The 19,382-nt window shown below is 73.2% G+C and carries 18 protein-coding genes and 1 riboswitch; of the genes, 4 read left to right on the plus strand and 14 right to left on the minus strand.

What is annotated here, in order from left to right; translation table 11 throughout:
• Positions 1-21: 21 nt before the first annotated feature.
• From ABZ576_RS22045 to ABZ576_RS22075, 7 genes are all read right to left on the minus strand, one after another.
• A complete protein-coding gene (locus ABZ576_RS22045; RefSeq protein ID WP_360743218.1) occupies positions 22-1,215 on the minus strand; it encodes a glycine C-acetyltransferase in 1,194 nt (397 codons plus the stop codon).
• Between the two features lie 65 nt (positions 1,216-1,280).
• Positions 1,281-2,309 carry an L-threonine 3-dehydrogenase gene (tdh, locus tag ABZ576_RS22050; RefSeq protein ID WP_360743221.1) on the minus strand — a complete coding sequence of 343 codons (1,029 nt, stop codon included), beginning with the start codon at positions 2,307-2,309 and terminating at the stop codon, positions 1,281-1,283.
• 174 nt (positions 2,310-2,483) lie between these two features.
• The gene (locus tag ABZ576_RS22055) at positions 2,484-3,059 is read right to left on the minus strand and encodes a GAF domain-containing protein (protein ID WP_360743224.1); all 576 of its coding nucleotides are present in this window, start codon (positions 3,057-3,059) and stop codon (positions 2,484-2,486) included.
• 60 nt (positions 3,060-3,119) lie between these two features.
• On the minus strand, positions 3,120-3,719 hold the full coding sequence (locus tag ABZ576_RS22060; RefSeq protein ID WP_360743227.1) for an ATP/GTP-binding protein: 600 nt from the start codon (positions 3,717-3,719) through the stop codon (positions 3,120-3,122).
• Positions 3,697-4,068: a DUF742 domain-containing protein gene (locus tag ABZ576_RS22065; RefSeq protein ID WP_360743230.1), complete on the minus strand. Its 372-nt coding sequence runs from the start codon at positions 4,066-4,068 to the stop codon at positions 3,697-3,699. Before ABZ576_RS22065 ends, ABZ576_RS22060 begins: the two co-directional genes overlap by 23 nt.
• Before the next feature lie 2 nt (positions 4,069-4,070).
• On the minus strand, positions 4,071-4,505 hold the full coding sequence (locus ABZ576_RS22070) for a roadblock/LC7 domain-containing protein (RefSeq protein ID WP_360743233.1): 435 nt from the start codon (positions 4,503-4,505) through the stop codon (positions 4,071-4,073).
• 77 nt (positions 4,506-4,582) lie between these two features.
• Complete coding sequence (locus ABZ576_RS22075) at positions 4,583-6,892, minus strand: ATP-binding protein (RefSeq protein WP_360743236.1); 2,310 nt, start codon at positions 6,890-6,892, stop codon at positions 4,583-4,585.
• 503 nt (positions 6,893-7,395) lie between these two features.
• On the opposite strand from ABZ576_RS22075, the gene ABZ576_RS22080 reads away from it, so the two are divergent.
• The gene (locus ABZ576_RS22080) at positions 7,396-8,382 is read left to right on the plus strand and encodes an L-threonylcarbamoyladenylate synthase (protein ID WP_360743239.1); all 987 of its coding nucleotides are present in this window, start codon (positions 7,396-7,398) and stop codon (positions 8,380-8,382) included.
• 362 nt (positions 8,383-8,744) lie between these two features.
• On the opposite strand, the gene ABZ576_RS22085 is transcribed toward ABZ576_RS22080, so the two are convergent.
• On the minus strand, positions 8,745-9,386 hold the full coding sequence (locus ABZ576_RS22085; protein ID WP_360743244.1) for a carbonic anhydrase: 642 nt from the start codon (positions 9,384-9,386) through the stop codon (positions 8,745-8,747).
• Positions 9,387-9,516: 130 nt separating this feature from the next.
• On the minus strand, positions 9,517-10,701 hold the full coding sequence (locus tag ABZ576_RS22090; protein WP_360743247.1) for an MBL fold metallo-hydrolase: 1,185 nt from the start codon (positions 10,699-10,701) through the stop codon (positions 9,517-9,519).
• Between the two features lie 204 nt (positions 10,702-10,905).
• Between ABZ576_RS22090 and ABZ576_RS22095 the strand changes: the two genes are divergently transcribed.
• Both ABZ576_RS22095 and ABZ576_RS22100 read left to right on the plus strand, forming a co-directional pair.
• On the plus strand, positions 10,906-12,084 hold the full coding sequence (locus ABZ576_RS22095) for a Glu/Leu/Phe/Val dehydrogenase dimerization domain-containing protein (RefSeq protein WP_360743250.1): 1,179 nt from the start codon (positions 10,906-10,908) through the stop codon (positions 12,082-12,084).
• Positions 12,085-12,208: 124 nt separating this feature from the next.
• On the plus strand, positions 12,209-12,829 hold the full coding sequence (locus tag ABZ576_RS22100) for a TetR/AcrR family transcriptional regulator (RefSeq protein ID WP_360743253.1): 621 nt from the start codon (positions 12,209-12,211) through the stop codon (positions 12,827-12,829).
• A 168-nt stretch (positions 12,830-12,997) separates the two neighbouring features.
• On the opposite strand, the gene ABZ576_RS22105 is transcribed toward ABZ576_RS22100, so the two are convergent.
• The 3 genes from ABZ576_RS22105 to ABZ576_RS22115 form a co-directional block, all read right to left on the minus strand.
• Complete coding sequence (locus ABZ576_RS22105; protein WP_360743256.1) at positions 12,998-13,783, minus strand: SGNH/GDSL hydrolase family protein; 786 nt, start codon at positions 13,781-13,783, stop codon at positions 12,998-13,000.
• Between the two features lie 220 nt (positions 13,784-14,003).
• The gene (locus ABZ576_RS22110) at positions 14,004-14,966 is read right to left on the minus strand and encodes a LysM peptidoglycan-binding domain-containing M23 family metallopeptidase (protein ID WP_360743259.1); all 963 of its coding nucleotides are present in this window, start codon (positions 14,964-14,966) and stop codon (positions 14,004-14,006) included.
• Between the two features lie 5 nt (positions 14,967-14,971).
• Positions 14,972-15,128: riboswitch (cyclic di-AMP (ydaO/yuaA leader) on the minus strand.
• Positions 15,129-15,436: 308 nt separating this feature from the next.
• Entirely contained in the window at positions 15,437-17,515 is a 2,079-nt protein-coding gene (locus tag ABZ576_RS22115) for an alpha-galactosidase (protein ID WP_360743378.1), read from the minus strand.
• Between the two features lie 170 nt (positions 17,516-17,685).
• On the opposite strand from ABZ576_RS22115, the gene ABZ576_RS22120 reads away from it, so the two are divergent.
• Positions 17,686-18,483 (plus strand): tyrosine-protein phosphatase, encoded by a 798-nt coding sequence (locus ABZ576_RS22120; protein ID WP_360743262.1) that lies wholly within the window; start codon positions 17,686-17,688, stop codon positions 18,481-18,483.
• Positions 18,484-18,533: 50 nt separating this feature from the next.
• On the opposite strand, the gene ABZ576_RS22125 is transcribed toward ABZ576_RS22120, so the two are convergent.
• Entirely contained in the window at positions 18,534-18,656 is a 123-nt protein-coding gene (locus ABZ576_RS22125; RefSeq protein ID WP_360743265.1) for a DUF6126 family protein, read from the minus strand.
• A complete protein-coding gene (locus tag ABZ576_RS22130; protein WP_360743268.1) occupies positions 18,653-19,276 on the minus strand; it encodes an XRE family transcriptional regulator in 624 nt (207 codons plus the stop codon). The genes ABZ576_RS22125 and ABZ576_RS22130 overlap by 4 nt, the downstream gene beginning before the upstream one ends.
• Positions 19,277-19,382 lie beyond the last annotated feature (106 nt).

Here is a 19,382-nt window from a genome sequence, read left to right on the forward strand (position 1 = left end):
ATCCCAGGCGGTCGGTCCTGGTCAGGCCGCCAGCTCGGCGCGGGCGGCGACGAACGCGTCGACCGCGCGGTCGACGTCGGCCGTGGAGTGCGCGGCGGACAGCTGGACGCGGATGCGGGCCTGCCCCTGCGGAACGACGGGGTAGGAGAAGCCGATCACGTAGACGCCGCGCTCCAGGAGCAGCTCGGCCATGCGGGCGGCCTTCGCCGCGTCGCCGATCATGACGGGGGCGATGGCGTGGTCGCCGGGGAGGATGTCAAAGCCCTCCTCGGTCATCCGGCGGCGGAACAGGGCGGTGTTCTCGGCGAGCCGGATGCGCAGGTCGTCGGCCGATTCCAGGAGGTCGAGGACCTTCAGCGAGGCGGCGGCGATCACCGGGGCGAGGGTGTTGGAGAACAGGTACGGGCGGGAGCGCTGGCGCAGCAGGGCGACGATCTCGGCGCGGGCGGCGACGTAACCGCCGGACGCACCGCCGAGGGCCTTGCCGAGGGTGCCGGTGATGATGTCGACGCGGTCCATGACGCCGTGCAGCTCGGGGGTGCCGCGGCCGGTGGGGCCGACGAAGCCGACGGCGTGCGAGTCGTCGACCATGACCATCGCGTCGTAGCGGTCGGCGAGGTCGCAGATCTCGGCGAGCGGGGCCACGTAGCCGTCCATGGAGAAGACGCCGTCGGTGACGATCAGGCGGCGCCGGGCGTCGGACGCCTCCTTGAGCTTGGTCTCCAGGTCTTCCAGGTCACGGTTGGCGTAACGGAAGCGGCGGGCCTTGGACAGGCGGATGCCGTCGATGATGGAGGCGTGGTTGAGGGCGTCGGAGATCACCGCGTCCTCCTCGCCGAGCAGGGTCTCGAAGACACCGCCGTTGGCGTCGAAGCAGGAGGAGTACAGGATCGTGTCCTCCTGGCCGAGGAACGCCGACAGCCGGGCCTCCAGTTCCTTGTGCACCTCCTGGGTGCCGCAGATGAAGCGGACGGAGGCCATGCCGTAGCCCCAGCGGTCCAGGGCCTGGTGGGCGGCGGCGATCACCTCGGGGTGGTCGGCGAGCCCGAGGTAGTTGTTGGCGCAGAAGTTGAGGACCTCACCGGGGCGGCCGCCGGCGCTGACGTTGACGGTCGCGGACTGCGGGGTGTCGATGACCCGCTCGGGCTTGTGCAGGCCGGCGGCGCGGATCTCGTCCAGGGTGGCGCGCAGGTCGTCGCGGACGGTCTCGAACATGGGGGCTCCTGAAGGTTCTGTCGGGTGAGGGAGTGGCGCGTGCCGGGCAGGGGGTGTCTCACCCCCTAGGCGGTCCAGTCCAGGATGACCTTGCCGCCCTTGCCGCTCGCGGCGTCGGCGAAGGCCGCCTCGAAGTCGCGGTAGTCGTACCGGCCGGTGATCACGGGGGCGAGGTCCAGGCCGCCCTCCAGCAGCACCGACATCGCGTACCAGGTCTCGAACATCTCGCGGCCGTAGATGCCCTTGATGGTGATCATCGAGGTGACGACGCGGGCCCAGTCGACCGGGAACTCCTGGGCGGGCAGGCCCAGCATGGCGATCCGGCCGCCGTGCGTCATGTTGGCGATCATGTCCCGCATGGCCTCGGCGCGGCCGGACATCTCCAGGCCGATGTCGAAGCCCTCGCGCAGCCCCAGCTCGCGCTGCCCGTCGGCGATGCTGGACCGGGCGACGTTCAGGGCGAGGCTCACCCCTATCTTCCGGGCCAGCTCCAGGCGCTCCTCGCTGACGTCGGTGACGACGACGTTGCGGGCGCCCGCGTGCCGCGCGACCGCGGCGGCCATCAGGCCGATCGGGCCCGCCCCGGTGATCAGGACGTCCTCACCGACCAGCGGGAAGGAGAGCGCGGTGTGCACGGCGTTGCCGAACGGGTCGAAGATCGCGGCGACGTCGAGGTCGACGGGGACCCGGTGCACCCAGACGTTGGACGCGGGCAGGGCGACGTACTCGGCGAACGCGCCGTCCCGGCCGACGCCGAGGCCGACGGTGGCCCGGCACAGGTGGCGGCGGCCGGCCAGGCAGTTGCGGCACTTGCCGCAGACCAGGTGGCCCTCGCCGCTCACCCGGTCGCCGACGCGGATGTCGGTCACGTCCCGCCCGACCTCGACGACCTGCCCGACGAACTCGTGACCGAGAACGAGCGGCGTGCGGATCGCCTGCTGGGCCCAGCCGTCCCAGGACCGGATGTGCAGATCGGTGCCGCAGATACCGGTTCGCATGACCTTGATCAGTACGTCACCGGGGCCGATGGCCGGCTCCGGGACGTCCGTCAGCCAGAGTCCCGGCTCCGCCTTCTCCTTGACCAGCGCCTTCAACGCTACGGCTCCTGTGGGTGCGGGCCCGGTGCGCGGGCACGCCGAAGGAGCCCGCACCGGGTCAGAGGGGTGGAATCACCCTGCAATCTGCCGCATGCGCGAGCCGTGGTCCATCGAGCTTTTCTTAACCGCCGCCTCAGCTTTCCTTCACGCCCCCGCCCGACGCCCCGCACGTCAGAGCGGCAGGCCGTCGTCCACGCTCGGTTCGAGGTGGACGACGAGATCGGCGGCGAGCGCCTTGATGGTCTCCAGGCCCGGCCTGCCCCAGATGCGGGGCGCGGTGTCGGCGGCGCACACGGTGCCGAGCGCCATACCGGAGCGGTCGATCAGTGGGGCGCCGAGATAGGAGCGAATGCCGTACTCGTCGACGACCGGGTTGCCCGCGAACCGCGGATAGTCGCGGACGTCCTCCAGGACCAGTGCCTTGCGGCGCACCACCACATGGGGGCAGAAGCCGTGGTCACGGGGCAGTACCCGGCCCATCACCGCCCTGGTGCCGTCCTCCCGCACGACGGGGGCGGTGGTGGGGGCGCTCAGGCCGGCGAAGAACTGCCGGGTCTCGCCGATGAAGTTGACCATGGCGTAGGGCGCGCCGGTGAGCTGGGCGAGGTGGCCGGCGAAGGCGTCGAGCCGCGGGTCGGGCCGGTCCAGCAGGCCGAGCGCGCGCAGCCGTTGCTCACGGGCGGGGGCCTCTTTGTCCTCGGGGGTGAGCAGCAGACCGCGGACCGGCCGGGGCGGCTCGTAGCTCATGGCCGGGCTCCGTCGCTGTGGGCATACCTCATATAGGGGCTCCTGGGCGGTAAGGCGTGATCACATGTGGGCGCCGTGGCTGGGCGTGGCCGCCGGGGCGTGGGCGAGGAGGTGGCGTACCAGCGTGAGCAGGGTCTGGACGCCGGAGCTGGAGATCCTGGCGTCGCAGCGCACCACCGGGACCTCCGGGTCGAGGTCGATGGCGGCCCGCACCTCCTCGGCGTCGTAGCGGAAGGAGCCGTCGAACTCGTTGACGGCGACGATGAAGGCGAGACCGCGTTCCTCGAAGAAGTCCACGGCGGCGAAGCAGTCCTGGAGCCGACGGGTGTCGGCGAGGATCACCGCGCCGAGCGCCCCCTCGGACAGCTCGTCCCACATGAACCAGAACCGCTCCTGCCCGGGTGTGCCGAACAGGTAGAGCACGTGTTCCGGATCGAGGGTGATCCGGCCGAAGTCCATGGCGACCGTGGTCTCCATCTTGTTCTCGACGCCTTCGAGGCTGTCCGTGCCGACGCTGACCGTGGTGAGCAGCTCCTCCGTGCTGAGCGGCGCGATCTCGCTGACCGCCCCCACGAAGGTCGTCTTACCGACCCCGAACCCGCCCGCCACCAGGATCTTGAGGGCGGTCGGGAACGGGTCAGAGCTGTCGTCGTAGTCCATCGAGCACTGCCTCCAGCAGAGACCGGTCAGTGGGAGTGTGGTGGTACGCGGGGGGCTTGGTGGTCAGCGCACCGCAGTCGACCAGGTCCGAGAGCAGCACCTTGGTGACGACCGCGGGCAGTTTCAGCTGGGCGGCCACCTCGGCGACCGAGACGGGCGCGCGGCACAGGTGGAGCGCCTGCGCGTGCTCGGGGCCGAGGTATCCGAGCGGGGTGACGCCGGTGGCCATCACCTGGGACATCAGGTCGAGGGCGATGCTGGGCTCGGTGCGGCCGTTGCTGACCGCGAAGGGACGCACCAGCCGTCCGGCCGCGTCGTCCAGCCAGGGCCCGTCGCCGGCTGCGGCCACGCTCAAGGCCTCGTCGCCGTGGATTCGACGGCGTGCTGCCGGGGGGCGGTCACCAGGTAGGGGCGGACGCTCTTGACCAGCATGGCCATCTCGTAGCCGAGCACCGCCGCGTCGGCCTCGCGGCCCGCGAGGACGGCGAGGCAGGTGCCGGAGCCGGCGGTGGTGACGAACAGGAGGGTCGCGTCGAGTTCCACGACGACCTGGCGGACGTCGCCGCCGTCACCGAATCGGACGCCCGCGCTGCGGCCGAGGGAGTACAGGCCGGAGGCCAGGGCCGCCATGTGGTCGGCGCTGTCGGCGTCCAGGCCGTGCACGGACTTCACCAGTCCGTCGCAGGACAGGAGCACCGCGCTGGTGGTGTGCGGTACGCGCTGCACGAGGCCGCTCAGCAGCCAGTCGAGGTCGGATGCGTGGACGGTCGGCGCGTCGGTCGCCATGGTGGATCGACTCCTTGGGGTACGGACATCTGTGGGGGCGCTGGGGGTGGTGGTACGGCACAGGGGTGCGGGAGCGGTCATCCGGCCGGGGCGCTCCCGTCGGTCCGGCCGGTACCGCGGCTGCCGTCGGCTGCGGACACCTGGGCGTGCGCCTGCGGTATGGGTGGGTGCGCCAGGGGGTCGGACGTATCGGCGTCAGAGACCGTGTGGCTGGGCGCCATGGGGTCAGGAGTCATGTGGCTGGGCGCCATCGGGTCGGGCGCCATCGGGTCGGGCGCCATCGGGTCGGAGGTCATGTGGTTGGGCGCCATCGAGGTGGGGGCCGTGTGGTCGGAAGCCGTGTGCTGGGGCGCCGTATGGTCGGCGGCCGTGTGGTCGGCGGCCGTGTGGTCGGCGGCCGTGTGCTGCGTGCGCGTTCGGTCCGGGGGTGTGTGCTCCGGACCTGTGTGGTGCGAAGCCATGCGTTCGCGGGTCATGTTGTGCGGGCCGCTGTGGGCTGCGTCGTAGTGGTCGTGCGTGGCTTCGGCGAGTCCGATCCCGCGCTGGAAGGCGGCCATCAGACCGGGGTCGTGCTCGGCCACGGTGTCGGCGCCCTGGCGGGGCACGGGGCCGCCGCGGAGCTGCGGCGCGATGTGCTCCTGGGCGCGGCGGCGGGGCAGCTGGGGTTTGTCCATGGTGCCCCGGACGGTCCCGGCGCGCGGGGTGGGCAGGATGCCCTCGTGGGCCTCCACCGCCGCCCGGTCCCCGGCGCTGATGCCGGGAGGGGCATCGGCGGGAGTGGGCCGCGTCTCGTGGGCGCCGCGGACGGGAAGCGGGGCCGGGGCGCCACGGACGGGAAGCGGGGCCGGATCGCCGCTGTGCCGTCCATGCGTGCCGGCCTCGGTCTCCTGCCGTCCGGATCCGCCGTCGGCCCCGGTCCGCTTTGCGCCGCTCTCCGTACCGCGCCGCCCGGTGCCCCGCTGGGCGTGCCGCCCTCGGCCGTGAGCAGCGGTCCCCGGCCTCGTGCCGGCTCCCGGTGCCTGACCGGACGGTGGCGCGGGAAGCGGTGCCTGCGGCGACGTCCCGGTGATGGCCGGGGGCTGCGGCTGCGCCGCGCCCACCCCGGCACCCGCGCCCACCCCGGCACCCGCGCCCACCCCGGCACCCACACCCGCCCCGGCACCCGCACCCGGCACGCCCGGCGCGCTACCCAACAGCGCCTGCGGGACGACGAGTACGGCCTGCACACCGCCGTAGATGTTGGTCTGGAGCCGCACGTGGATGCCGTGCCGGCGGGCGAGCTGGGAGACGACGTAGAGGCCGATGCGGCCGTCGGCCAGGAGGCTGGCGACGTTGACCTGGTCCGGATCGGCGAGCAGGGCGTTCATCCGGTTCTGCTCGGCCACGGGCATGCCGAGCCCGCGGTCCTCGACCTCGACGGCGAGCCCGGAGGTGACGAGGTTGGCGCGGAGCAGGACCTGGGTGTGCGGGGCCGAGAACACCGTGGCGTTCTCGACGAGTTCGGCGAGCAGGTGGATGACGTCGGCCACGGCGTGGCCGCGCAGCTCGCCGTCGACGGGCGGCACCAGTTTGACCCGGGAGTACTGCTCGACCTCGGCGATGGCGGAACGCAGCACCTCGGTCATGCTGACCGGGTTGCTCCACTGCCGCCGGGAGACCGCGCCGCCGAGGACGGCGAGGTTCTCCGCGTGCCGCCGGATGCGGGTGGCCAGGTGGTCCACGTGGAACAGGCCCTTGAGCAGGGCGGGGTCCTCGATCTCGTTCTCCAGGTCGTCGAGGATCGAGATCTCCCGGTGCACGAGGGACTGGAGCCGGCGCGCGAGGTTGACGAACACCTCCAGCTTCTGTTCGCTGCCCGTCTGGCTGGAGAGCTGGGCGGCCCGTACGACGGCGGTGACGGCGCCGTCGTGCGCGCGGGCCAGGTCGGCGGCGAGCAGCTCGAAGTCGTCGGCGTCCAAGGGCGGCCGGTGGCGCGGGCCGCGCTGCGGCGGGGTCCCACCCTGCCGCAGGGCGTCGACCAGGGCGTGCAGATCGGCCTCGCCGCGCGCGGCGGTGCGGCGGAGCGCGTCGACGCGGTCGGCGACCGAGCGGGCGGCGCGGTCGGCGGCGACGGCCGCGATCACGATGCCGGCGGCGGTCACACCGGTCGCTCCGGCGAGTACGGCCCACAGGACGGGGCCGGTGCGTGCGCCGGTGGAGCGGATACTGAAGAGCACGGCGGCGGTGGCGCTCAGTGCGACCGCGAGGGGTGGCAGCACGGCGAGCCGCATGAGCTGGGGCCGTATGTGTGTTTCGGGCAGTGCGGGAGCGGGTCGGGCGACCGGCCGCCCGTGCCGGCCGCCCTCGCGGCGGTCGGCGCGGGCGGCCGGTGCTCGGAGGTGAGACATCTGCGTCCTCGTACTGGTCCGTCGGGCGTGTGTCCTCGTGCGGTGCGCGCCGCGGGCATGCGTCGATGCGGGCGCGCGTCGGCGAGGCGTCGGCCGACGGGACCGCGAATCCGGTCGCGCGTCGCCCGACGGACACTCACAGTAGTTGCCTGTGCCTCATGTGCGGCGGGCAGTTGACAAAGTCACCCGAGGCGGGTCCCACTCTGGTATGAGGCGTCGCACGAAGATCCGACGGCCGCTGCTCGGAGCGCACTCCGGCAGGATCAGGACCGGTCCGGCCTGGTCAGAAGCGGTCAGAAACGGTACACGGACGGCTCGTCCATGGGGCGCGCCTCCTGGTCGCGCGAGAAACGGGGGGCGCCATCGGCCATGTCCCGCTCGCCGCCGAGGTGACTCGTGCGACCTCCTCCAGGCCGGTCGGCCACCACACGAGCGTTACGGAGAGTGCTCGCTTTGGCCTTGACCCTGTGGGTCGTCCTGAGCCGCCCCGAGGTGCTCCTAGGATGGTGAGGGTGACGGCAAGAACCAGTGACATCGAGAAGGCGGCCGGCGTACTGCGCGCCGGCGGCCTGGTGGCCCTCCCGACCGAAACCGTCTACGGACTGGGCGCCAACGCGGAGGATCCCGCCGCCGTCGCGCGCATCTTCCAGGTCAAGGGGCGTCCGCCGTCCCACCCTCTGATCGTGCACATCGGCGGCGCGGAGCAGCTGGACGACTGGGTCGAGGACGTGCCCGCGACGGCGCGCCTGCTGGCCGAGCACTTCTGGCCCGGACCGCTCACCCTGGTCCTGCGCCGCGGTCCCCGGGTGCCCCTCGAGGCGACCGGCGGCCTGGAGACCGTGGCGGTGCGCGTGCCGGACCACCCCGTCGCGCTCGCGCTGCTGTCGGAGTTCGGCGGCGGTGTCACGGCCCCGTCCGCCAACCGCTTCGGCTCGGTCAGCCCCACCACGGCGGACGACGTCCGTGCCGAGCTCGGGGATGCCGTCGACTTCGTGCTGGACGGCGGTCCCTGCGAGGTGGGTGTCGAGTCGACCATCGTCGACGCCACGGGCGATGTCCCGAGCATCCTCCGGCCGGGCGGGGTCACGCGCGAGGACCTGGAAGCGGTGCTGGGGCGCCCGCTCGCGGTCCCCTCGACGAGCCCTGTCCGCGTGCCGGGCCAGCACCCGTCCCACTACGCGCCGCGGGCGCGGGTCGTCCTCGTCGAGCCGGAGAAGGTCGTCGCCGAAGCGGAGACCGCGCAGGAGCTGGGGCACCGGGTGGGTGTGTTCGTCCCCGCCTCCCTCGCCGGCGCCCCGGTGAGGGCCCACGCGGTGGTGGCGGTCCCCGGTTCGCCGGCCGCCTACGCGCGCCGCCTCTACGGTTTCCTGCGCGAACTCGACCGGCAGGGGTGCGACCTCATCATCGCGTCCCTGCCGGTGGAGGAGGGGCTGGGGCTGGCGATCGCCAACCGGCTCCGCCGCGCCGCGGGACCCCGGCCCACCGTGTGACCGGCACCGCCGCCGGGCCCTTACCGGCCCGGGGGGCGGGGCCGGCCGGAACCGTGGCGCACTCGGACGAGCACCCACCGGCCGCGGCCGCCCCGCCGTAACGGTGAAGGACACGGCCGAGCGCCCACCGGCTCACGACCACTCCGCCGCAACCGCGACGGACACGACTGAGCGCCCACCCCGCCGCAACCGTGACGGACACGGCTGAGCGCCCACCCCGCCGCAACCGCGACGGACACGGCTGAGCACCCACCCCGCCGCAACCGCGACGGACACGCCGTTTCGCGGCCGGGGCCGGGGCGGACGCCGCCGGGCCGGGACCGCCCGGGCGTTGGCGGCCCAGGCGTTCCCGGCCGGGGTGGTCAGGACGCGGCGGGGATCTCCACGTCGAGGCCTCGGGAGGCGACGAGCCGCGCACTGCCGTCGGCCAGGCGGTAGCACAGGCCCACCACGGCGGCCTGACCGGCGGCGACCTTCTCGGCGAGCACCCGGGAGCGGTCCAGCAGCAGGTCGACGGTGTGCCGTATGTGCTCGTCGAGGATCTCCTCGGGCTCGACCCGTCCGGCCGCCCGCGCCGCCAGCACGCTGGGGGTCACGCGCTCGACGACGTCCCGGACGTATCCGGCCGGCGCCATGCCGTCTTCCAGCGCGGCGCACGCGGCGCCGACCGCGCCGCACGAGTCGTGGCCGAGGACCACGATCAGCGGGGAGCCGAGCACGTCCACGCCGTACTCGATGCTGCCCAGCACCTCTGAGCCCACGACGTGGCCCGCGGTGCGCACCACGAACAGGTCGCCCAGGCCGCGGTCGAAGATGATTTCGGCGGCGAGCCGGGAGTCGGAGCACCCGAACAGTACGGCGAAGGGCTGCTGGGACGGCGCGGTCTCGGCGCGGCGGGTGGCGTCCTGGTTGGGGTGCTCGGGGGTGCCCGCCACGAAGCGCTTGTTGCCGGCCAGCAGCAGATCGAAGGCGTCGCGGGGGGTCGGAGTCTGGATCTCGGTCATGACCGCAGCCTAGAACCCCGCACCGGCCGTCGCACCGCCTGGTCCCCCAAGCTCGCCGCTTCGGGGCATGCCGACGGCCGGCTTCGGGTCATTCCGACGGCCGCGTCCCGTGGACGACCCGCCCCGGCGGTCAGCCCACGTGCCCGGCGTGGCCGCGCGCGGGCGGCTCGGCGACCAGTGCTCCGACCGCGCGCCAGGTCCGCCGGACGTCCCCGGACACGTCCCGCCACCACGCCTGGGCCGGCAGCTTGCCGACGGGCTCGAAGGGCTCGCCCGGCCGGGGCAGGGCCACCGCCTGGCCGGCCTCCTCGGCGGCTTCCTTCGTCCACTCCCCCGGTTCGGCCCACGGGTGCGGGGCGAGGTTGAAGGTGCCCCAGTGGATCGGCAGCAGTACGCCGTGCGGCGCTCCGCCCTGCAGGTCGAGGTGGGCGCGCAGCCCCTCGTCGGGGGTCATGTGGATGTCGGTCCAGAACTCGCTGTACGCCCCGATCTGGATCATCGTCGCGTCGAACGGCCCGTGTGCGGCGCCGATGTCCTTGAAGCCGTCGAAGTACCCGGTGTCACCGCTGTGGTAGATCCGGTGTTCCTCGCCGGCGACGGCCCAGGACGCCCAGAGGGTGTGCTGCGTGTTGCGCAGGCCCCGGCCGCAGAAGTGGCGGGCCGGGGTGGCGGTGAGGGTGAGCCCGCCGACCCGGGTGGACTCGTGCCAGTCCAGCTCGCGCAGCCGGTCGGCACAGACGCCCCAGTGTTCGAGGTGGGCGCCGACGCCGAGCGGCACGGCGAACACCGTGTCGGTGCCGGCCAGTGCCTTGATGGTGGGCAGGTCCAGGTGGTCGTAGTGGTCGTGCGAGATGACGACGACGTCGACCGGGCCGAGCGCGGCCAGGGGCAGCGGCACGGGGTGCAGCCGCTTGGGCCCGGCGAAGGGGAACGGCGAGCAGCGCTCGCCCCACACCGGGTCGAACAGCACCCGGTGGCCGTCGATCTCGGCGAGCACGCTGGAGTGGCCCATCCAGGTCAGCCGCAGTCCGCCGGCGGCCGGCTCGGCCAGGTCGGCGTAGGTCGTGGGGTGCACCGGGACGGTGCCCTTGGGCGCGCGCAGCGGCCGGGTGCCCTTGTCGAGGAACACCTTGGCGAGGTCCAGCGTGGAGCCGGTGGGCCGGGTCCGCGCGGGACCGCCGGGATTCTGGAAGACACCGTCCTTGAAGTGCGGCGAGCGGCGGATCCGGGCGAGGCGCTCACCGCTCGGTTCTGCGCCGAAGGCTTCGGGCCGCAGCACGCCGAGCCCGAAGCTCTGGGAACGCAAACCGGTCACGGTACCTCCAGGTGGAGTCGCTGAGGTCCTCCATTATGGTCGGCCCCTCCGGCAGTCCGGTGCCGCGGGCGTCGCAGGGCGGCGGCCCGGCGCCCGACACCGCGCACCGGCGCCCGACACCGCGCAGTGGCGCAGCCCGTTGACGCGGCCCTCCCCGGCCCCAATACTGACCCGCGATTCAGTAGCCGTCTCCCGGGAGCCCCCATGACCGCCCCCTTGATGTCGCTCGTCTGGACCGACCACGTCACCGGCCGCCGGGGGTTCCTGGTGGTGGACCGGCTGGTGCGGGGCGTGGCCAGCGGCGGGCTGCGGATGCGGCCCGGCTGCACGCTGGAGGAGGTGGCGGGACTCGCCCGGGGCATGACGGTGAAGGAGGCCCTGCACTACGACCCCGGGAGCCGGTACATCCCGCTCGGCGGGGCGAAGGGCGGTATCGACTGCGACCCGCGGGACCCGGGGGCGTACGGGCTCCTCGTGCGGTACCTGCGCGCGATGCGGCCGTACATCGAGCGTGTGTGGGCGACCGGCGAGGACCTGGGCCTCGGCCAGGAGACGGTGGACCGCGCGGCGGCCGAGGCGGGCCTGGTCTCCTCCGTCCAGGCGGTGTATCCGCTGCTGGACGACGAGTCGGCGGCCCGCAAGCGGCTCTCGGACGCCTTCGCGGTGGAAGTGGACGGCATCGGCCTTGACGAGCTGGCCGGGGGCTGCGGGGTCGCCGAGTCGGTGCTGGCGGCCCTGGACCGGGCGGGGGTGCCGTACGCCGGCACGCGGGTCTCCCTGCAGGGGCTCGGCACGATGGGCGGGGCCACCGCGCGCTTCCTCGCGCGCGCGGGCCTGACGGTGGTGGCCGTCGCGGACATCAAGGGGACCATCGCCAACCCGGCGGGGCTCGACGTCGAGGCGCTGCTGGCGGCGCGGGACGGCCACGGCACCGTCGACCGCGGTGCGCTGGGCCCCGGCGACCGTGAACTGGCCGCCGGGGACTGGCTGTCCGCGGAGGCGGAGGTGCTGGTACCGGCCGCCGTGTCGTACGCGGTCGACAGCGGCAACCAGGAGCGGATCCGCGCCCGGTGGATCGCCGAGGCCGCCAACATGCCCGTCGTGGCGGAGGCGGAGGCGCTGCTCGCCGCGCGCGGGGTGACGGTCCTGCCGGACGTGGTGGTCAACTCCGGGACGAACGCCTGGTGGTGGTGGACCTTGTTCGGCGACATCGGGGCGGACGCCGAGGAGGCGTTCGGGTACCTCCGGCGCTCCATGCGCGCCCTGGTCACCTTGGTGCTCGACCGGGCGGAGGCCGACGGTACGACCCCGCGCGCGGCGGCGCACGCCCTGGCGGCCGACCGCCTGCCGGTCATCGCGGAACGCTTCGGCTGGTACCGCTGACCGTACGCGCCCCGCCCGCCGGGAGGGCGACTCCGCGGGGCGGGGCCGGCGGTCGGCGCGGTGCGCAGGACGCGGCGGTGCGGCCGGAGTTCGGCGTCGTCGGGGCAACGACTAGGGTGACCGGGTGGCGAGAGTGCGGTTGAGCGTGGCGGAGCGGCGGGAGGAACTGCTGCGGGCCGCCATCGAGCAGATCGAGGCGCGGGGTGTGGCGGCGGTCAGGATCGCCGACGTGGCCTCGGCCCTCGGTGTGAGCAACGCGCTGGTGCTCTACCACTTCTCGACGAAGGAGAAGCTGGTCGCCGCCGCTTTCGCGTACGCGGCGGAGGGCGACCTCACGCATCTGCGCAGGGTGTTGGGGCGGCGGACCACCGCGCTGCGCCGGTTGCGGGCCGCGGTGCGCTGGTACGCGCCGACCGGGCCGGCCAAGGGCTGGCGGCTGTGGATCGAGGGCTGGGCCGTGGCCCTGCGCGAGCCCGCCCTGCGGGAGGTCGGGCGGGAGCTGGACACGCAGTGGAAGGCGGCGATCGCGGAGGTCATCGCCGAGGGCGTGGCGGCCGGCGAGTTCGGGTGCGCGGACCCGTCGGGTGCGGCGCTGCGGCTGACCGCGCTGCTGGACGGGCTCGCGGTGCAGCTCATCTCGTACCCGGGCGCGGTGCCGCGGTCCCGGGCGCAGGAGTGGGTGGACGACGCCCTCGCCCGGGAACTGGGCCTGAGCCGGGAGGCGTTGACCGAGCGGGAGCGGTGAGCAGGCACGCGTGCGCCCCGGACCGGGCGTGTATGCGCGGTCCGGGGTGCGGGCGCGATCAAGCCGACCGAGTCAGCCGCTCCGTCACGCCGACGGCGTCAGACCGACGGCGTCAGACCGACGGGGTCAGGCCGACGGGGTCAGGCCGGGTGGATCAGGCCGGGTGGGTCAGGCCACGGAGGCGATCCGCATCTTGATGTCGTCCGGCGACAGCGTGCCCTTCGCGGTCACGTGGTCCCCGGAGGACTCGCCACGCAGCCGCCGCCCGATCCACGGGACGAGGTACTCGCGGGCCCACTGGACGTCGTCGCGGCGGACCTCCAGGGTGCCCCGGGGCGGCAGCGGGGGCCACGGCTGCTCCGGGTCGGCCGGGACGTCCAGGCCGAGGACCTGCCCGGCCCGCAGCGCCACGCGCGTGTGCCCCTCGGGCGAGAGGTGCAGCCGGTCGCTGTCCCAGGCCCTGCGGTCCTGCACGGACTTGAGGGACCACAGGTCGAGCACGGGGCAGCCGTACCGGTCGGCGATGGCACGGACGTGCCCGTTGTAAGTGGCGATCTTGCCGCGCAGGTGCTTGAGGAGGGGGACACCGCGGGTGTCGAAGCCGGTCGTCACCATCACCGTGCCCGCGGCCTCGGCCAGCCGGGCCACGGCGCGCTCGAAGCGTTCGGCCACCTCGTCGGGGTCGGTGCCCGGGCGGATGATGTCGTTGCCGCCCGCGCAGAAGGACACGAGGTCGGGGGCCAGGTCGACCGCCTGCGGGAGCTGGTCGGCCATGATCTGGTCGAGCAGCTTCCCGCGCACGGCGAGGTTGGTGTATCGGAAGTCGCCTTCGGGGCGGCGGTCGGCGAGCAGTACGGCGAACCGGTCGGCCCAGCCCACGAACGCCCCGTCGGGCCCGGGGTCGCCGACGCCCTCGGTGAAGCTGTCCCCCACCGCCACGTACGACCCGATCACTGATCTGTTGTCATTCTTCGAATCGTCTGCCACAGCGGACCATGATTCACCTTCGGATGTGACTTACGCGACCGTAGGACGGGGTTGACGAACGGTGAGATGAGACACTCTTAAAGAATTTGCAATCCAGGAATACGCCTGCCGGTACACCGAAGGCCGGACCCGGGGATCGGGGTCCGGCCTTCGGAGGCGTGTCAGGCAGGTGGTGCAGCGGGGGCCGTCAGCCGACGGAGACGCCGTGCCGGCGGAGGTAGTCCACCGGGTCGATGTCGGAGCCGTAGTCGGGCGTGGTGCGGATCTCGAAGTGCAGGTGCGGGCCGGTCACGTTGCCGGTGGCGCCGGACAGGCCGACCTGCTGGCCCGCGGTCACGGTCTGGCCGGCCGAGACGGAGAGCTGGGAGAGGTGGGCGTACTGGGCGTAGTGGCCGTCGTTCAGCTTGAGGACGACCTGGTTGCCGTACGCGCCGCCCCAGCCGGCGGAGACGACGGTGCCCGCGGCGACGGCCTTGAGGGGGGTGCCGGTCGGTACGACGAAGTCGACGCCGGTGTGGTAGCCGCTGGACCACATGCTGCCGGCCACGCGGTAGGCGGTGCCGACGCCGGCGCCGGCCACCGGGAGGGTGTAGCCGGTCGTGGCGGTCTCGGCGGCGGCAGGCTTGGCGGCCGGGGCCTTGGGGGCCGGCGAGGACTCGGGGGCCGGCGAGGACTCGGGGGCCGGCGAGGACTCGGGGGCCGGGGAGGACTTGGCCGCGGGGGCCTTGGGGGCGGCCGGAGGCTTCGGGGCGGCGGATCCGGTGCCGGACGGTGCGGCCTTCCCGCCGAGCGTGAGCTTCAGACCCGGGTGGATCAGCGCGGGATCGTCGCCGATGGCCTGCCGGTTGTCGTCGTAGAGGCGGTGCCAGCCACCGCCGACGTGCTGCTGGTCGGCGATGGCCGCGAGGCAGTCGCCGGACTTCACGGTGTAGGTGCGCACCGTGGAACCCGTCTGCGCCGGGGCCTTCTTCGCCGTGCCGGGAAGGGACTGCACGGCCTTGCCGGGGACGGGCTGCGCGGGGGTGGCCGCGTGCGCTCCGGTGGCCCCGAGAAGCGGCAGGGCCAGGGCGGCGCCGCCGGTGCCGGCGACGGCGATGGAGCGGGAGAAACGCGGGGTCTTGGGACGTCGGTGCTTACCCTTCGCGGGCATGGCGCTGTTCCTCTCCGGCGCCTGCGAGGTCAGCTGTCGGGTTCGGGCTGGAGCTGCCCGGCCGTGCGTGCACGGCTGCACCCCTGGCCTGTCACGGAGACCGGGACAGGCAGTCGTACCTGGTGGGTCCCCCGCTCCTGCCGGACACGGGTCATGGGTGTGGGGACTCCGGGCGGCGGCAGGATTCGGCGTTCCGTCCGGATTGGTGGCGAACGTAAGCGAGCGAGTCGTACGGAAACAAGCAGCCGGTTCCCGTTGTTCGGGTTTCGGGTGATCGGATCCGGGTAATCGCTGTCACTCAGCGTGCATTCCGCACCGCGCGTCCTGCCAATTCCGCTTTACGGCACGTTTATTACGTGGACATGACTGGTAACGCTCGGCCACGGATATGACGCTGCTCACGCGACCTCTCGCCAGGGTTCCCTTTTTCAGGCCCAGTTGGGGCGAAGTCAGCAATTGGGACAGACGACTCAGATGCGGCGCAGGCGGAGAACCGTCGCATCCAGGTATCCCTTGAGCTCCGTGCGCAGCCCGTGGTGCAGGAGCACCGCACCGCAGTGCACTTCGCCCGTTTCGCGGCATTCGTACGACGCCGTCGGATCGAGCCCGCGCAGCCGCAGCGCCGGCGCCGGCTCGCCGTAGCGCTGCGCCTCCAGCCAGGCGAGGACCACGGCCTCCTCCCCCCGCACGTACTGCACGGCGCTGAGGCCGCCCGCCGGGGGCCGCAGCCGGTACAGCTCCCCGCGCTGCACGACCGGACGGATCTCCTTGTAGAGCTCCACCCACCGCCGGGCCTCGGACAGCTCCTCGTCCGTCCACCGGGTGAGGTCACCGCCGATGCCGAGGACGCCCGCCATCGCGCTGACGAAGCGGAAGCGCAGCGTGCTGATCCGGCCGTTGAGCTGGCTGTTCGGGCTGTCGGTGACCCAGGCGGCCATCACGCGCGCGGGGTGGACTTGCGAGAAGCCGTGCTGGACGGCGAGCCGGTCCAGCGGGTCGGTGTTGTCGGAGGTCCACACCTGGTCGGTGCGGCTCATCATCCCGAGGTCGATCCGGCCGCCACCGCCCGAGCAGGACTCGAAGGCGACCTGCGGGTGCGCGGCGCGCAGCCGGTCCAGCAGGGCGTACAGGGCGCGGACGTGGTCCACCCACAGGCGCTGCGGGTACGGTTCGCCGGGCCAGCCGGCGTCGGTGAAGCAGCGGTTGAAGTCCCACTTCACATAGTCGATCGGGGCGCTGGAGAGCAGGGTGTCCAACTGCTCCCAGAGGTACTCCCGCACGTCCTCGCGTGCGAGGTTGAGGACGAGCTGATTGCGCATCTCCGTCCGCTTTCGTCCCGGTTGGTGCTGTACCCAGTCGGGATGGGCGCGGTACAGGTCGCTGTCCGGGTTGACCATCTCGGGCTCCACCCAGATGCCGAACCGCATGCCGAGGCCGTGCACCTGGTCGGCGAGGGGCCGCAGCCCGTGCGGGAAGCGGTCGGGGTTGGGTGTCCAGTCACCGAGGCCGGCGCGGTCGCTGGTGCGGGCGCCGAACCAGCCGTCGTCCACCACGAACAGCTCCACACCGATCCCGGCGGCCCGGCGGGCGAGGGCGGCCTGCCGTTCCTCGGAGATGTCGAAGTACGTCGCCTCCCAGGAGTTGAACAGCACGGGCCGGTCCCGTTCCGCGTCCGGGACGACGTACGCGCGCTGGTAGGCGTGCCAGGTGCGGCTCGCGCCGCCGAAGCCGCCGTCGCTCCACAGGCCGGCGAAGACGGGGGTGGTGTACGTCTCCCCCGGCGCGAGGAGCAGCAGGCCGGAGTCGTCGTGGCCGGCGCCTCCGGTGATCTGCACGCGCGCGTCCGGGAGCTGGGCGACGGCGATCCGCCACGAACCGGACCAGCCGAGCGCGCAGCCGTAGACCTCGCCGTGCTCCTCGGTGGCGTCGGTGGCCAGGGCGACCCAGGGCAGGTGCTGGTGGCCCGTGTGGCCGCGGCGGCTGCCGATGACCTTCTCGCCGTAGGTGAGGGGAGCGGTGGTGAGCCGGGACTCGGCTGCCCACCGGCCGTGCAGCTGGGACAGCCGCCAGCCCTCGCGGTCGGGCAGGCTCCAGGTGGCCGCGTCGGCCCGCAGCAGCTCCACGCGCGCGTGCCCGCCGTTGGCGACGGTCACCCATCGCTCGACCACGTCGCCGCGCATCCGGTAGTGCAGCGTGATCGCGACGCCGTCGTCGTCGAAGCGCAGCCGCAGTCCGTGCGCCCCGTCTGCGGTGTCGTACGACACGAAGCGCCACTCGGTGCCACGCCGTTCCCCGGTGCGGACGGACAGGGCGGGGCGGACGAAGCGGTGTCCGCCCTCGACGGGGTACTCCTCGCGGCCGTCGAGCGGGGATTCGAAGGGCCGCTGCACGGGCGGCGGGCCGGCCGCCAGGGCCTCGGCGTCGGCGAGCGTGATCCGCGGGCCCCAGTGCAGGTGCAGCAGTTCGTCGGCCTCGGTGAGGTGCACGGCGTAACTGCTGGCGGGACCCGACAGGAGCCAGGTACGGCCGTTTTCGGCGATGTCCACCATCGAGACCTCACAGGTGCCGACAGATCCGCTCAAGTCTCAACATCATCGGGGCGCCCGGACCTCCTGGCAATGCCTGTGGACAACTCATTGCCCGAGGAAATCGATACCGTATGGTCGTCTGAGCGGCCGTCGGCGAGCGGTGCCGACGCATCCGACCGGGAGGAGCCCCCGTGACGCAGCAGGTCCCGTCGACCGAGCCCGAGCTGGCCGGAGTGCGCAATTTCCGCGATGTGGGCGGACTGCCCACCGTGGACGGGCGGCGGGTGCGCCACGGAGTGCTGTTCCGCAGCGGTCACCTCGCGCACGCCACCGAGGAGGACGCGGCCTTCCTCGCCTCCCTGGACCTGCACACGATCTTCGACTTCCGCAACGCCGCCGACCAGAGGCTGGAGGGCCCGGACGTCGACCTGCCGGGCGTGCGGAACGTGAACCTCCCGCTGAGCGACCCGGCGGACGGCGCCGAGTTCTGGAAGATGGTCCGCGACGGCGACCTGGAGCAGCTGCGCTCGATCCTGGACGGCGGCAAGGGCGCGGCCCGGATGATCGCCTCGTACCGGCAGATCGTCACGCAGCGCACCGCCGAGCACTCACGGGTGCTGCACGCGCTCGCCGAGGACAGTGTGCCCGCGCTGATGCACTGCGCGGCCGGCAAGGACCGCGCGGGCATCTCGGTGGCCGTGACGCTCCTCGCCCTCGGCGTGGAGCGCGAGGCGATCGTCGCCGACTACCTGGAGTCCAACGCCACGCACCGCCGCTACAAGGTCCGCCGCAGCGGCAGCGCCGAGACCGCCTACACCCCCGAGGTGATGGAGCTGCTCAACCCGCTCTTCGACGCGCGCGTGGAGTACCTGGAGGCGGCGTTCGCGAGCATCGAGGAGACCTGGGGCGGCGTCGACACCTACCTGGCCCAGGGGCTCGGCCTCTCCCCCGCCTCCCGGGAACGGCTGCGCGAACGCCTGCTGGACTGAGCCCTTCGGCCCGGTCCCGGGGCGCTCGGGACGGGGGCTGCCCCGCCGCCTCACCCCTTGGCGCCCACCTCGAACAGCAGGTAAAGGAAGGCGGCCAGGACGTGGCCGAGGGCGATGTAGATGATCAGCCGGATCCACAGGGCCCGGGGGAACTTGGTCTCGAAGTCGCTCATGGCAGCTCTCCGTTCAGCGGGCCCAGGCACAGCGTGGCCGTGGGGCTCTGCAGCAGGGTGTGGACGAACAGCAGCTCCACGCCGTCGTGGTCCTCGGCGGCGAGGCGGTGCGGGGTCAGCGAGTCGAAGTGCGCGCTGTCACCGGGCCCGAGCAGGTGCGCGGTGTCGCCGAGCCGCAGGCGCAGGCGCCCCTTGAGGACGTAGAGCCACTCCTCGCCGGGGTGGACGCGCACGATGTCGCCCTGCGAGCCGTAGGGCACGCGCACGCGCAGGGCCTGCATGCCGCGGCCGGGCGCCCCGGCCTGGAGGTACGTCCACCCGCCGGCCCGGGTCGGCTCCATGTCGGCGGCCCGCACGATCGCGTCCCGGTCGGCGACCGTCTCGCCGAGCAGCTCCGAGACCGTCGTACCGTAGACACGGGCGAGCGCGAGGAGCATGGGCAGCGACGGCTGCCGCTGTCCGGTCTCCAGGCGGGACAGGTGGGCCGGGGAGAGCCCGGCCGTGCGGGCCGCGGCCTCCAGCGTGAGGCCGGTGCGCCGGCGCAGGGCGCGCAGCTGGGGCGCGACGGCCGGCAGCGCGTCGTCGGCGGCCGGCGACGGCTCCGCGTCTGAGGCGTTCATGCCTCCATTGAGCCGGATTATTGCCCGAGCGGCAATTTTCTTGCCTGTGAGGCAAAAGCCGCCGCTGACCCCGCTCGCGCCGCCGACCCCGCCGGGCCCGGGGAGC

This window comes from Streptomyces sp. NPDC013455 (assembly GCF_040632975.1).
In the GTDB taxonomy this organism is placed as follows: domain Bacteria; phylum Actinomycetota; class Actinomycetes; order Streptomycetales; family Streptomycetaceae; genus Streptomyces.